The organism is Thioclava sp. F42-5 (assembly GCF_002213195.1).
Lineage (GTDB): Bacteria > Pseudomonadota > Alphaproteobacteria > Rhodobacterales > Rhodobacteraceae > Thioclava > Thioclava nitratireducens.
Genome location: NZ_NBNZ01000004.1, coordinates 342510 through 357076 on the forward strand (window position 1 = coordinate 342510; position 14567 = coordinate 357076).

General features: G+C 65.1%; 11 protein-coding genes. 5 read left to right on the plus strand and 6 right to left on the minus strand.

Annotated elements, in window-relative coordinates; all coding sequences use genetic code 11:
- Position 1: 1 nt before the first annotated feature.
- The gene (locus B6V74_RS13225; RefSeq protein ID WP_088723027.1) at positions 2-1591 is read right to left on the minus strand and encodes an ABC transporter substrate-binding protein; all 1590 of its coding nucleotides are present in this window, start codon (positions 1589-1591) and stop codon (positions 2-4) included.
- Positions 1592-1638: 47 nt separating this feature from the next.
- On the opposite strand from B6V74_RS13225, the gene B6V74_RS13230 reads away from it, so the two are divergent.
- Positions 1639-2400: a DUF1028 domain-containing protein gene (locus tag B6V74_RS13230; RefSeq protein WP_276206156.1), complete on the plus strand. Its 762-nt coding sequence runs from the start codon at positions 1639-1641 to the stop codon at positions 2398-2400.
- 185 nt (positions 2401-2585) lie between these two features.
- Here the strand turns inward: B6V74_RS13230 and B6V74_RS13235 are convergent, their stop codons facing one another.
- Positions 2586-3341, minus strand: a complete 756-nt coding sequence (locus B6V74_RS13235; protein ID WP_075777261.1) for an FCD domain-containing protein — start codon at positions 3339-3341, stop codon at positions 2586-2588.
- A gap of 96 nt (positions 3342-3437) precedes the next feature.
- On the opposite strand from B6V74_RS13235, the gene B6V74_RS13240 reads away from it, so the two are divergent.
- The 3 genes from B6V74_RS13240 to B6V74_RS13250 all read left to right on the plus strand — a co-directional run bounded on the left by B6V74_RS13240 (position 3438) and on the right by B6V74_RS13250 (position 8451).
- Positions 3438-4658 carry a M20 family metallo-hydrolase gene (locus B6V74_RS13240; protein WP_088723029.1) on the plus strand — a complete coding sequence of 407 codons (1221 nt, stop codon included), beginning with the start codon at positions 3438-3440 and terminating at the stop codon, positions 4656-4658.
- 200 nt (positions 4659-4858) lie between these two features.
- Entirely contained in the window at positions 4859-7225 is a 2367-nt protein-coding gene (locus B6V74_RS13245) for a Tex family protein (RefSeq protein ID WP_075777263.1), read from the plus strand.
- Between the two features lie 287 nt (positions 7226-7512).
- Positions 7513-8451: a cation diffusion facilitator family transporter gene (locus B6V74_RS13250; protein WP_088723030.1), complete on the plus strand. Its 939-nt coding sequence runs from the start codon at positions 7513-7515 to the stop codon at positions 8449-8451.
- 59 nt (positions 8452-8510) lie between these two features.
- Here B6V74_RS13250 and B6V74_RS13255 read toward each other — a convergent pair whose 3' ends face one another.
- The 4 genes from B6V74_RS13255 to B6V74_RS13270 form a co-directional block, all read right to left on the minus strand.
- Entirely contained in the window at positions 8511-9158 is a 648-nt protein-coding gene (locus B6V74_RS13255) for an exopolysaccharide biosynthesis protein (RefSeq protein WP_088723031.1), read from the minus strand.
- Between the two features lie 148 nt (positions 9159-9306).
- The gene (gene yghU / locus B6V74_RS13260) at positions 9307-10170 is read right to left on the minus strand and encodes a glutathione-dependent disulfide-bond oxidoreductase (protein ID WP_075777265.1); all 864 of its coding nucleotides are present in this window, start codon (positions 10168-10170) and stop codon (positions 9307-9309) included.
- Between the two features lie 335 nt (positions 10171-10505).
- Positions 10506-10931 (minus strand): BLUF domain-containing protein, encoded by a 426-nt coding sequence (locus tag B6V74_RS13265; RefSeq protein ID WP_157771545.1) that lies wholly within the window; start codon positions 10929-10931, stop codon positions 10506-10508.
- A gap of 177 nt (positions 10932-11108) precedes the next feature.
- Positions 11109-11756 carry a 5-formyltetrahydrofolate cyclo-ligase gene (locus B6V74_RS13270; protein ID WP_088723032.1) on the minus strand — a complete coding sequence of 216 codons (648 nt, stop codon included), beginning with the start codon at positions 11754-11756 and terminating at the stop codon, positions 11109-11111.
- A gap of 432 nt (positions 11757-12188) precedes the next feature.
- Between B6V74_RS13270 and B6V74_RS13275 the strand changes: the two genes are divergently transcribed.
- Positions 12189-14555, plus strand: a complete 2367-nt coding sequence (locus B6V74_RS13275; protein WP_168184228.1) for a S8 family peptidase — start codon at positions 12189-12191, stop codon at positions 14553-14555.
- Positions 14556-14567 lie beyond the last annotated feature (12 nt).

Consider the following 14567-nt stretch of genomic DNA (forward strand, 5'->3'; position numbering starts at 1 on the left):
ATCAGGCCTTCGTCACGTCCTTGAGGAGCAGGAAGAACGAGGGCTGCAGCGTGAAGTCCGACACTTTGTCATTGGTCACCGCGTTCTGCTTCCAGTTCGCCACGAAGACCCAAGGCGCGTCGTCATGCACGATCTGCTGCATCTTCTTGTAGAGCTCGGCGCGCTTGGACTGATCGGTTGCGGTGCGCGCCTCTTCGAGCAGCTTGTCGACCTCGGGGTTCGAGTAATAGCCCGAGTTGAACCCGCCCTTGTCGGGCCAGGCATCGGTGCGCAGCGCAAGATAGGGCAGGGTGTCGGGGTCGTTCGTCATCCATGCCATCTCGGCCATGTCGACATGTTGCCCGTTCGAGTCGAGCCCTGGGTTCACCTTTCCGAGGAAGGTGTTCCACTCGAAAGTCTCGATCTTTGCGTTCAGCCCCACCGCCTTCAGGTCGGCCTGGATCGCGGTGCCCATCGCCACCGGGTCGAGCATCCCCGAGCCGCCATCGGTGACGTAGAAGGTCACTTCCGTGCCCTCGGCCACGCCAGCCTCTTTCAGAAGCGCCTTGGCTTTCTCCGGATCGTAGGGATAGGGGTCGAGGCTGTCGTCATGCGCCCAGGCGAAAGCGGCGGGCGTCGGGCCGTTGGCGACCGTCGCCGTGCCTTCGAGCACGTCGTTGACGATCGCTTCCTTGTTGATCGCGTAGTTCGCGGCCTGACGGGCCTTCTTGTCCTTGAACGGCCCCTTGGCGCAATCGAGGATCAGGAACCACAGATGCGGCCCCGCCTGCTCGACAAGGTGATACTTGTCGTTCTGGAACTCCTTGAGCGCCACGGGCGGCACCTCGACCATCAAGTCGATCCCGCCGGCCAGCATCTCGGCCACGCGGGTATTGGCATCCGTGATCGGGCGGAAGATGACCGCCTTGAGCGCGGTGGGCGTGTCCCAGTAGTCGGGGTTGCCCTCGACCACGACGGCCTCGTTGGGGCGCCATTCCTTGAAGGTGAAGGGTCCGGTGCCGACCGGGTTGCGGCCGAAATCCTTGTCGAATTTCTTCACCGCCGTCGGCGAGACGATCAGCCCCGTCGGATAGGCGAGGTTCGACAGGAAGGGCGCATAGGGCTCTTTCAGCGTGAACACCACGGTTTGGGGGTCTTTCGCGTCGATCGTGTCCACGCTCGAGAAGAAGAAAGCGAGCGGGAAGGGGCCGGTGTGGTAATAGGGGTGGTTCTCGTCGAGCATCCGCTCGAAGTTGAACTTCACCGCCTCGGCGTCGAAATCCGAGCCGTCATGGAATTTCACGCCCTGACGCAGATGGAACGTGTAGGTCTTGCCATCTTCGGAGATGTCCCAGCTCTCGGCGAGGGCCGGTTCCACTTCGAGCGTGCCGGATTTGTAGCGCACCAGCCCGTCATAGAGATTCATCAGGATGCGGAAGTCGTTCACAGCGGTGACCGCCGCCGGATCGAGCGCCTTGGGTTCCGCGATCTGGCCGACGACCAGAACGCCTGGCGGGGTCGCCGCCATCGAGGGCAGACCGGTTCCCATCAGGACGCCCGTCGCCACGCCCGAGATCAGAAGACCGCGCCGCGTAAGGGTGAGTTTCGTCATGTTACCTCTCCTGTTCAGCATGGCTGATTTTTATTGGTGATGATTGCATGAGGGCAAATTATCATGATAAATGCAAGGGCGCAGATCAACGGAGTTCCGCCGTGACGGTATCAATTCTGGCATATGACGAAAAAACAGGCACCTTTGGCGGGGCGGCCATGACGGGCAGCCTGTGCGTCGGCGGCTGGGTGCTGCGCGGCGGGGCCGAATCGGGATTGTCGGCAAGCCAGGGCACCGCGCCTTCGACACTCTGGGGCGAGGATGTGCTGGAGAAGATGAAGACCGGGATGTCCGCCGGCGACGCCGTGGCCCAGGTGACGGACCCGGATACCGGACGCGCCCACCGCCAACTGGCCGCGATCGATCTGCACGGGGACACGGGCCATTTTACCGGAAAAATGTCGGTTCCGGTCTGTGGCGCGCTGGAAGGGCCGGGCGTGGTGGTCTCGGGCAATATGCTCGCCGATTGGTCGGTAATCGCCGCGGTGCGCGATACCTACCTGTCAACGAAGGGCGCGATGCCCGACCGGCTGATGGCGGCCCTCGTCGCAGGCGCGCGGGCAGGGGGCGACAGTCGCGGCTTGCTCTCGGCAGCGTTGCTGGTTGCCTCGCGTGCAGTCACGCCGCTGACGCTGCGCATCGACCGCTCCGCCAAACCGCTCGAAGATCTGGCCGACCTGCTCGCCGCCGCCCGGGCCGAGCCCTATCACGGCTGGACGCGTGTCGTGCCGACCCTCGACGACCCTTATCGCGCGCCCGATCTGGTCGAGCCCGAACCCCTCCCGCTGCCCGAGACCGGGACGGAATAGGTCGGAACTTGGCGCGGGGCGACCGGCCCCGGGCCGCGCCCAACCCTCCCCCCCCGGAAGGGCGCATTGGCGGCCTCGGCGCAGGCATCAACGCATTTAGGGTTTGCGAAATAAGTCACTAAGCGACACGCGTTACAAAGCGCCCACCCGAGGCTCGGGCGCGGCGCTCGGCGCGAAAACCCGCGTCACTCGGCGATGAACCGTTTCATCACCTCCGCCTCCTGCGCCTCCATGAAGCGCTGGGCGGTGGCCATGTGATCGGCCATGATCTTGCGGGCGTCCTCGGCGCGGCCCTCGCGCAGGGCGTCGATCAGGGCGATCTGGTGGTTGCGCCCGCTCTCCCAAAGCTCGCGATTGGGCGGGGCGTATAGTTTTTTGTAGACCGTCAGGTCCGACAGGATCTGCGCCATGAAGCGGATCAGGAAAGACAGGAGCGGATTGTCTGAATGCCGCGCCAGCGCTGCGTGGAACTGCAGAGATTGCACATGCTGCTCGCGTTCTTCCTCGGGCGTGGATGCAGGGACGGAGTAGCGCGCGACCAGCGCTTCCAGCTCGGCCAGATCGTCGGGGGACAGCCTGCCGGCAAGACTCGCCGCCACCTCGGGCTCCAGCGCACGGCGGATCTGGTAGATATCCGCGACGGTGAGATCCTTGAAATAGAAGTAGTTGCCGAGAAGCGCTCTGGCGCGTTCTTCGCTGACTTCCCCCACGAAGGAACCGCCGCCCGGCCCGGTGCGCGTGGTCACCAGTCCCTGGGCCTCCAGCAGTCGCATTGCCTCGCGGATCGTGCCCTTGGCCATGCCGAACCGTTCGATCATCTCCGTCTCGCCAGGCAGGCGATCTCCCTTCTTCAGGCGCTGCGCGACAACCCAGTCCTTGATCTGATCGGCGACGCGGGCGGGGCGAGAGCGTCTCGGTTCGGTGGCGGGCTTGCGGGGCATCGGATCTCTGTTGGGGAAACACACTGGCGTTTCTCCTAGACCAATTCACATCAAAAGAGTAGACAACTATTTATCATGATAAATAGAGGTGGTGCCATGCAGGATTGGGGTGCAGTAGCGCAAGAGCGGCTGGAGACGATCGCGAAAGTTTCCGAGCCCGGTCCCGGCGTGACCCGGCTGCCTTTCGGTCCCGAGCACGAGGCGGCGGTGGAGATCATCACGGATTGGATGCAGAAAGCGCGCTGCAAGGTCACGCTCGATGCGGCGGGCACGCTGATCGGGCGGAGGGAAGGGCCTGAGGGGGCACCCACGCTGCTGATCGGCTCTCATCAGGACAGCGTGCGTGCCGGTGGTGCGTTCGACGGGATCATGGGGGTGGCGCTGGGATGCCTGGCGCTCGAGGCGATTGGCGATCGCGCTCTGCCGTTTTCCGTGGAAGTGCTGGCCTTCGCTGATGAGGAAGGCGTGCGTTTCCCGACCGCGCTGATCGGACCGCGCGCCTTGGCCGGCACGCTCGATCCGTCCGTTTTCGCGATGGTGGACAAGACGGGCGTAAGCCTCGGCGCGGCGCTCGAGGCTTTTGGCGGAGACCCGGAGGGCACTGCGGCGCTGGCGCGCGATCCGGTCAGTGTCGCGGGCTATGTGGAGCTGCATATCGAACAGGGCCCGGTGCTTGAGGGCGAAGACAAGCCGCTCGGCGTCGTCACCGCGATTTCCGGGATCGAGCGGCATCGTGTCACGATCACCGGCGAGGCGGGACATGCGGGCACCGTGCCGATGGAGATGCGCCACGACGCGCTGCTGGCAGCCTCGGATCTGGTGCGCGGCGTGCACGATATGGCGCGCGATCACGGTATCCGGGCGACGGTCGGGCAGCTCGATGTCTCGCCCAACGTGGTCAACGCGATTCCCGCGCGGGTCGATCTGACCATTGAGATCCGCGCCGCCGAAGACCCGGCCCGTGCCGCAATGGGCGCGGCGCTTGGCCCGCTCTGCGCGCTGATCGCGGAGGCGACGGCGACGCAGATCGAGATCGAGAAGACCTATGCGCAGCCCGCCCAAGCCTGCGATGCAGCGCTGCGAGAGGGGCTCGCCGCAGCTGTGCGCAACGTGACCGGAGAGGCCGCGCCGGAGCTGCCCTCGGGGGCCACGCATGACGCTTCCGCCATGGCCGATCTCTGCCCGATCGCGATGCTGTTTTTGCGCTGCAAGGGCGGGATCAGCCATAACCCGGCCGAATATGCGAGCGCCGGCGATATGGGGCAGGCGGTCTCCGCGCTCGCCGCTTTCCTGTCCGATTTTCGTCTCAAGGCCTGAAACGGAGTCCCGAACCACGCTAAGTGCGTCGGATGAAAAGCCTTCGCGACAAGAGGCGCAGCCAATCTCCCTGCAAACCCCCATATCGAACCGATCCGTCCGTCAACAGACCAGCGCAATCCGGCCCGCCCCCGGCCTTGCCCCTTTTCCCCGCTCGAGGAGGCGGGTATTGCTGGCGGCCCGACTTTCAGGAGACAGCCTTGGCCCACACTGATTCCGCCCCCGTCCAAGCCCGCATCGCGCAGACCATTGCCACGGATATCGCGGCGCAGCCCGCGCAGGTGACCGCGGCGATCGGGCTTCTCGATGGCGGGGCGACCGTGCCCTTCGTGGCGCGCTACCGCAAGGAGGTCACGGGCGGGCTCGACGATACGCAGCTGCGGACGCTCTCGGAACGGCTGGGTTACCTGCGCGAGATGGAGGCGCGGCGCGAGACGATCCTCAACTCGATCCGCGAGCAGGGCAAGCTGACCGACGATCTGGCGCGCTCGATCGCGCGGGCCGAAAGCAAGGCGGCGCTCGAGGATATCTACCTGCCCTTCAAGCCCAAGCGCCGCACCAAGGCGATGATCGCGCGCGAGAACGGGCTGGAGCCGCTGTTGCGCGCCATTCAGGAAGACCGGAACGCCGCGCCTGAAGTGCTGGCCGAGGATTACGTTACCGAGGCCGTGCCCACGCCGAAGGACGCCCTGACCGGCGCGCGCGACATCCTGACCGAGGAACTGTCGGAAAACGCCGAGCTGCTTGGCAATTTGCGCGATTTCATGCGCGCCGAGGCCTTCATCGCCGCGCGCGTCGTGCCGGGCAAGGAAGAGGCGGGCGCGAAGTTTTCGGATTACTTCGACCATCGCGAGAAATGGGCCGACATTCCCGGCCACCGGGCACTCGCCATCCTGCGCGCCGCGAAGGAAGAGATCGTGACGATGGAGATCGCGCCCGATCCGGAGACCGGTGAAGACCGCGCGATCGGCAAGATCGCAGCGACCCTCGACACGCAGGCCGGACGCCCGGGCGATCTGTGGCTGCGCGACGTGGCGCGGTGGGCGTGGCGGGTGAAATTCTCGGTCTCGCTCTATGTGGATCTGCTGGGTGAGCTGCGTCAGCGCGCCCATGACGAGGCGATCAAGGTCTTCGCGCGTAACCTGCATGACCTGCTGCTGGCTGCCCCGGCCGGTCCGCGCGCGACGCTCGGCCTCGATCCGGGCATCCGCACCGGGGTGAAGGCGGCGGTGGTCGATGCGACCGGCAAGCTTCTGGAGACCGCTACGCTCTACCCGTTCCAGCCGAAGATGGACCTGCGCGGCGCCGAGGCGAAGATCATCGACATGGTCAAGCGCCACGGGATCGAGCTGATCGCGATCGGCAACGGCACGGCCAGCCGCGAGACTGAACGGATGGTTGCCGACACGCTCAAACTCCTGCCGCCGGGGGTGCGCGCGCCGACGAAAGTGGTGGTCTCGGAAGCCGGGGCGTCGGTCTATTCGGCTTCGGAACTGGCCGCGCGCGAATTCCCCGATCTGGATGTCAGCTTGCGCGGCGCGGTCTCGATCGCGCGGCGCCTGCAGGACCCGCTGGCGGAACTGGTGAAGATCGAACCGCAGAGCATCGGCGTCGGGCAATATCAGCACGACGTGGATCAGCGCCGCCTGTCGCAGGCGCTGGAGGCGGTCGTCGAGGATGCGGTGAACGCGGTGGGCGTGGACCTGAACATGGCCTCCGCGCCGCTTCTGGCGCAGGTGGCGGGGCTTGGTCCCGCGCTGGCTCAGGCCATCGTCGCGCATCGCGACGCGCATGGCGCCTTCCCCTCGCGCCGCGCGCTGATGGAGGTGGCGGGGCTCGGCCCCAAAGCCTTCGAGCAATGCGCGGGCTTCCTGCGTATCCGCGATGGCGAAGAGCCGCTCGATGCCTCGTCCGTCCACCCCGAAGCCTACGCGGTCGCGCGCAAGATCGTGCAAAGCTGCGGCCGCGACATCCGCGAGATCATGGGCCAGCCGACGGCGTTGAAAGGCCTGCGTGCAGAGCAGTTCGTGACCGACGAGTTCGGCCTGCCCACCATTCGCGACATCTTCGCGGAACTGGAAAAACCCGGTCGCGATCCGCGCCCCACCTTCAAGACCGCGCAATTCACCGACGGGGTCGAGGATATCAAAGACCTCAAGCCGGGGATGAGCCTCGAGGGAACCGTCACCAACGTGGCCGCCTTCGGCGCTTTCGTGGATATCGGCGTGCATCAGGACGGTCTGGTGCATGTCAGCCAGCTCGCAGATCGTTTCGTGAAGGATCCCCATGAGGTGGTGAAGGCGGGCGACGTGGTGCGCGTGCGCGTGACCGAGGTCGACATCCCGCGCAAACGGATCGGCCTGTCGATGCGCAAGCAATCCGAGGGCGGCGCTCCTGCGCGGGGCAACGGCCCGGCGCGGCAAGACAAGGGGCAGGATCGGGGTAAACCCGGCCCGCAAGGCCCCCGTGGCAAAGGGGCCGGCAAGGGGCAAGGCAAGGCGCCAGCAAAAGACAGCGGCAATGGTGCCTTCGGCGCGGCGCTGCGCGATGCGATGAACCGGCGCTGAATCCGGGCAGGCGGGTCAGGGCGTGAGGGGCGGCTGCCTTGCGGGTCTATGCTTTGCTCGCGGAAGGCTCCGCGGGACGAAATGACCACGGAGCCTCCGCCTGCAGCACGCCTTTCGCAAAGTGGCGTCATCGCGAGGCTTCGGTCGAAGTCTCCGCCAGGCTATGCGAACCTTTGCCACGGCTCCGCGCCCGATGCGCCACGGGGCCGGACCCAGGCCAAGGAACCTTCGGCCCCTTCCGTCGTTGCCTCCACGAGCTCAGCACCAACGCCGGAACACGCGCCGACATGGCACACGACCACAGTCACAGCCACGACCATGGACATGGCGGACCGGGGCATTCTCATGCGCCGGCGACATTCGGCAAGGCGTTTGCCATCGGCATTGCACTGAATACGCTCTACGTCTGTCTCGAGGCCGCCTTCGGTCTGATCTCGGGCTCGCTCGCGCTGCTGGCCGATGCCGGGCATAACCTGTCGGACGTGTTCGGCCTCGCCATCGCCTGGTTCGCGACCTGGCTGGAGCGCAAGCCGCCCTCGGGACGCAAGACCTATGGCTACAAACGCGCGCCGATCCTCGCCTCCCTGGCGAATGCGGTCATCCTTCTGGTCGCGGTCGGCGCCATCGTCTGGGAGGCCGTTCGCCGCCTGCTCGACCCGCAGCCCGTGGGCAGCGACACCATCCTCTGGGTCGCCGTGGTGGGGCTGATCGTCAACACCGGCACCGCCCTTCTGTTCATGCGCGGCCGCAACAGCGACCTCAACATCAAGGGCGCCTTCCTGCACATGGCCGCCGACGCCGCCGTCACCGCAGGTGTGATCGTCGCGGCGCTGCTGATCATGTGGTTCGGCTGGCAATGGCTGGACCCGGTTTTCAGCTTGGTGATCGCCGCGGTGATCCTGGTGGGCACATGGGGCCTGCTGCGCGACAGCGTGAAGCTGGCGATGGATACCGTGCCTCCGGGGATCGATCTGAAGGACGTGCGGGCCCGGCTGGAGAACCTGCCCGGCGTCGCCAGCCTGCACGATCTGCACGTCTGGGCGCTGAGCACGACGGACACGGCCCTCACCTGCCACCTGGTGATGCCGGAGGGTCGGCCCGATGACGCTTTCCTGCTGAACGCGGCCGATGAGCTGCACGAACATCACGGGATCGGACACGCTACCTTGCAAGTCGAGACCGACCCCGCCAAGGCCTGTCGCCTTGCGCCCGAGGATGTGGTGTAGGCGGAGGTGGGGGGCCGGATCAAGCGATCCTTGGCCCGAACTGGTGCTGCGATTGCGGCTCAGAGCATCAGCCAGACGGCGCCGCCAGCGATCAGTAGCAATGCGTAACCGACGGCCACGATCACCCCGTCACGCGCCAGAATCCCAAGCGAGAACGCCGCGATCGGAAGCCCGACCAAGGGAACCGTTACCGGGATGGCCCCGAGGATAAGCAAGGATCCCCCGGTCACGATGAGGATCACCGCGATCGCGGAGATCGAGACGTTGCCGCGGGCGAGGGGCTCCCATCTGCGATGCATATGCCTGCGCAGCCAGTCAGCGGCCGGACGCAGTCTTTCGGCCGCCTTGCGAACGCGGTCCGCCGGGATCTCTCGTTTGGCCAAGAAGCCCGGCAACCAGATGCCGTTTCGACCGAGGAGCGTGTAGAACCCGATAAGCGCGACCAGAGTCCCGAGCGCACCGCCAATGCCGGGGATCATGCCGACCGGGAGGATCATGAAGATCGCGGCGATCATCAGCAGCGGCGCATGGCCCTGCGAGCCGATTTCCTTGGTCAGTTCGCCGAGCGTAATGGTCTCTTGCCCCTCGGTGAGCCGCTGCAGCCGCTCGATCATTGTCGGGACAGCTTCGGGCCCCGCTTGAGCGTCATTCGAGGTCGCCGCGGACCCGTCCGCGTGGCTTGCCGATGGTTCGATCTTCTTGCTCATTCAGAAACAACATGTCCGGAGGCCGCGTGTTCCCGAAGACAGGCCTCGTGCCGATCGGTTTCGTCGCGATCGCGTTCATATCGCTTCATGCAAAGGCCCCGGCGCGACAGTTGCGCCGGGGCCAAATCATCCAAAACGGGTCGGTCGCTCAGACCTTGTCTTGGGTCTTCGTCTCGAAGTCGCGCGCGGAATGGCGTTCGTGGAGTTGTTCCGCCGGATCGCCGTTCGTGCGGTTGACCATTCGGCCCCGCTTCACCGCAGGACGTTCGAAAATCGTGTCGGCCCAACGTAGCACGTTCTTGTATTCATGCACCGACAGGAACTCCGCCGCGTCATAGAGCCATCCCTTCACCAGCCCGCCATACCACGGGAAGACCGCGATATCGGCGATGGTGTACTCGTCGCCCGCCAGATAGGGCGTTTCGGCGAGGCGGCGGTCGAGAACGTCGAGCTGGCGTTTGACCTCCATCGCGAAGCGGTTGATCGGGTATTCCATCTTGGTCGGCGCATAGGCGTAGAAATGCCCGAAACCTCCGCCCAGATAGGGCCCGCTGCCCATCTGCCAGAACAGCCAGGACAGGCACTCGGCGCGCTTGGCCGGCTCGGTCGGCAGGAACGCCCCGAATTTCTCGGCCAGATAGGTCAGGATCGCACCGGATTCGAAGACCCGGATCGGCTCGGGACCGGAGCGGTCCATCAGGGCCGGGATCTTGGAGTTCGGGTTGATCTCGACGAAGCCGGAGCCGAACTGGTCACCCTTGCTGATATCGATCAGCCAGGCGTCGTATTCCGCGTCCTCGTGACCGAGTTCGAGAAGCTCCTCGAACATGATCGTCACCTTCTGACCGTTGGGGGTCGCGAGGGAATAGAGCTGGAAGGGATGCTCGCCCACGGGCAGCGACTTGTCATGGGTCGGCCCCGCAATGGGGCGGTTGATGCTGGCGAAACGTCCGCCGCTTTCCTGAGACCAAGTCCATACCCGGGGAGGCACGTAATCGTCGCTATCACTCACCTTGAAATCTCCGTCTTGTTGGTGCGTCAGGCTCGGCAATGCACAGCCGGACGCCGCAATTCCATCGGCACGACGATCATCCGACCGGCGCCCCGTTTCTGTCTCTTCGCCTTCGCATCGCCTCGAAGAGTCCTCGTAGACATAGCGGGACTTTGACGCTGTCCAAGGAAAGAGCCGGGAAGATCCGTGTGATCCGGGCGCTATGACCTTCCTCGGGGCGGTGGCCCCGGTCTGCGGATGTCGCCCACTGGGGGGTGACGAACCTTTTGAGATGGAGGCGCGGACGCCTCAACGAAGGCTGGTATCTTCGGAACGATCGGCGAGGTCGTTTCCTGCTAGGCGGCGATTTCTTCCCAGTCGTCTTTCGAGAGAACCTTGCAGAGATCCTCAATGGCCGCTTGTGTCATCTTTTCCGGTGCGAAGCTGCCGTCGATTTCGTAGCGGCTCAGGATCTCCCGTTTTATCCCGGACGTCTGGATCAGGTGCATGCTCCATTCCGCGAAGAGGCGATGTTCCGCGTCCCCTGCACATAAGATACGGATATCGTCGTGCCGAGGATCGCCCAGCAGGCGGAGCAGACATTTTGCGACCGCGTCCCGCTCACCCTCGAGAAGTTGCATGAAACTGCGATCACTGACGATCAGGGCGCCCGTGATGCCATCACGCAAATTATTGATGCGGGATTTCTCGAGGATATCGTCGACGGTTTCAGGCTGCAGATCGCGGTGCCTGGATGAATAGACAAGTCTGGTCAACTGCAAGATGCAAACCCTCCGGCATTTTCGTTTTTTTAGACCGAATGCTCGCGCGCGCCGACGCTGTCAAGCGCCACAGCAGTGCACGTCCCCGCTGAGCGCACTGAATTTCGCGGGCTGCCGATCGTGGCGATCGGTGAACGTTGAGGGGGGGTGCACCTGACAGGCAGATACTTCAGCGCGCTACCTCTTCAGGTGCGTCCCATCCGACAAGAGCGCCTCGTCCATCGGCACGTCCCAGGGCATCGGATAGATCGTGGGCAGTTGGCAGCCCGCAAACCCAACGCCGATGGTCCGCGGCGGCGTCTCGATCCGTGCCAGCGTCCGGTCGTAATAGCCGCCGCCGTTGCCGAGGCGGTGAAGGGTCTCGTCGACACCCACGAGCGGCGCGATCACCACGTCCGGGCGTCTGGGTTCGCCAGAAGCCGGCACGAGGATGTTCCAGATGCCGCGCGCCATCCGGCAGTCAGGGCTCCAAGTATGGAATTCCAGCGGCGCATCTTTCGCGGTGACGACGGGCAACAGGATCTGCGCCCCTGCCTCGTGGACCCTGCACATCCACGGTCGCAGGTCCGGCTCGCCCCTGATCGGCCAGTAGACGGCGACGGTCCGGCCCGCTCGGGGGGCGACGAGCCGGTCGAGACCTTCGATCAGGCAGGCGGTCGCGCGCTCTCGATCGTCCGCGCACAGGGTGCGTAACTTGAGCAGCCGCGCGCGCTCGGCCCGTCTGAACCGCGCCACGTCGCGGGCGGTCTCGGGATCGACGGGGTGTCCGTCGACCAGCAGATGGGCGAAGCAGGCGGGGCTGCCTCCGGCGCTGTCCTCTTCCATCGTCAAGCCATCCCTGCGTGCTGCGCCCTCGATAGTCGGACCCGCGCGCCGGATTTTCAAGCACGCCTCGCGGCGACCGCGCCGGAAGGGCACCGTTCAGACCTGCTGACCACTGGCGACGGGCTTCAATTATTCGTGTTCGGCGTTTTTCCGACAGGCACCCTTTCGCGATTTCGGTCATAAGGCGTTCGCGAAAGCGATATCGGGACATTCGGCGAAGGATCGTCGGCACCTCGTTCGCCTCAAAGTGACCCCCCTTAGAGTTCTCGGTGGCGCGATAGATCGCCGTCAACAAATCCCGACGTGTTGGATTGGCACCGGAAACAGGCGCTGTCGACGCGCGTGGGGACGTACAGGAACGCAGCTCCCATGCAGGCAAAGATGACCGGAATATCCTCTCAACGGGCTGAATTTTCAGCGAAAGGGCTTTTGATGAAAGGCGGATATTTGCTGGCGGCGACGGCTTTTACGTCGCTTGTCGTGACCCCGGCCCATGCGCGGGACCTCAGCGAGCGCATCCGGCTGGCAGGTCGTGCGACTGTCTCCTACGGGCTGGTGCAGGACCGTCCGGCGGCGCCCGGCGCGGCCGACATCTCTTCGCAGGGAATCGCCGCGAATTCCACTACGGTGACCGGCTCCAACAGCATGCTGCTTCTCTTGGGTCTCGGTGCGGTGGGTCTGGCTGCGGCTGCGGGGGCGGGCGGCGGCGGTTCCTCGGGTTCTTCAGGCGCGAGCGACACACAGCCACCATCGCCGGGCATTGCGCCGCGTCTTGGGACCGGCGGCGGCGTCAGCAGCTTCGAGACCAAGGAATATTACGCGAGCGGCGGTCTCGCTCAGACCGAGGCGGCGTATCGTTATGCTGAAGGGGCCTACGGGTTCGGCACACTCGTGTCGGTCTACGACACCGGGACGGATGTGACCCATCCCGATCTCGCCGACAATATCGATGGTGCCCTCTCCTACAGCTATTTCGACAACAGTTCCGATGTCACCGACACGGACGGGCACGGCACGCACGTGGCCGGGATCATCGCCGGTGTGCAGAACGGGCAGGGGATCGAGGGGATCGCTTGGGGGGCCACGCTGATGATCCTGAAAGGCGTCGGAGGCTCGGTGCCTGCGGGCAGCTATGCGGATGCGATCACGCGGTCGGTCAAGGCCGGGTCCGCCTCGATGAACAACAGCTGGTCCTATGTGGACAGCACGGACAAGACGCTTACGATCGACCAGTTTTCGAGCGCCGAGCAGATCCGTCTGCAGCTCGGGTCGGCCACGATCGACGCGCTCGATGCAGCCGCGAAAGCGGGCATGGTCAGCGTGTTCGCTGCGGGTAACGACGGCGGCGCCAATCCCAGCGTGATGGCCGGCCTGCCGGAATACTTCCCGGAAATGGACGGCTCGATCCTCGGCGTCGTGGCCGTCGACAGCAACCATCAGATCGCGAGCTTTTCCAACCGCTGCGGCGAGGCGATGAATTACTGCCTCGCGGCGCCGGGCGTGAACATCCTCTCGACCTATCCGAGCGATCTCGGCGGCGATTACGCCTACATGAGCGGGACTTCCATGGCGACGCCCTATGTCACCGGCGCGGTCGCGGTGCTCAAGAGCGAATTCCCCGAGCTGACAGGTCAGCAAATCGTGCAGATCCTCGAGACCAGCGCGACCGATCTCGGCGCGGTCGGAATCGATCCGGTTTATGGCTGGGGAGAGCTCAATCTGCGGCAGGCACAGGCACCTGCCGGGACGCTGAAAGTCGAGACGACCAGCTCTCTCGACGGCCCCTCCGTGCCCGCAGCCCGAAGCGCGATCAGCGCAAGCCGCAGCGTGGCCGGGGCCCTGCGCGCGACGCTCTCCAACCAGCGAATGATCGTCACCGATGCCTTTGATCGGGGCTATCATGTGCCGACCAGCAGCTTCGTGGCGGATTACGCGGATGCCAGCGCCGCCCGAGCCGCGACGGAAGCCTTCGCGATGGGACGGACGGATGCGATCAATCTGAGCGCGGGCACCGGCACCTTGTCGCTGTCGCGCGGCGACGGTTCCGCGATTGCCGGAACAGGCTGGGTCGACAGCGCCGCGATGGCCGCGCCATACCTGAAATCTTTCGATGCCACATCCGCGCTGCATTACGAAATCGGCCTCGGCGACGGGCTGTCGGCGTCGATTTCGCAGGCAGGCGGCGGGGCTGGAGATATCACCTCGCATTACATCGCCGGCTCGCTCAGTGCCCGGTTTGGCACCGGCAAGCTCTCGATGACCGTCGGCAGCCTGCATGAAGACGGCGGCTTCCTGGGAACCTCGGTGGGCGGCGCGTTCGGTGGCGGCCTGTCCAGCGATACCCGCTTCGTTCAGCTCGGCATGAACGTCGCCCTCGGTGACGGCACCTCTCTCGCGTTCACCGCGGCCAATGGCAGTTCGAACTTCTCCGGAGACGGTTTGCTTCGCTCCGGCAGCGGGCTGCACTCGAACGCCTATGCCGTGGGCCTGAGCAAGACAGGGTTTCTGTCCGGCGATGATCGTGTCTCCATCGGGATTTCGACGCCGATCTCGCTTGCCTCGGGCAAGATGACGATGAGCGTGCCGACGGCCGTCGGGGTCGCCGTCGGAAACGCCCGCTCAGACAAGGTGGTGATGACGACCTCCTCGGTGAATATCGAAAGCGCAGCACCTCAGCCCGACCTTCAGTTCGGCTATTCGCGCACGACGGGGATCGGTCGTCTCGGCGCGGGGCTTGTCTACGAACCCGGGAAGCGTTCAGCGATGGGGGTTTCGCTGGGATGGACGGCGCGCTTTTGAACCGCTGACGCC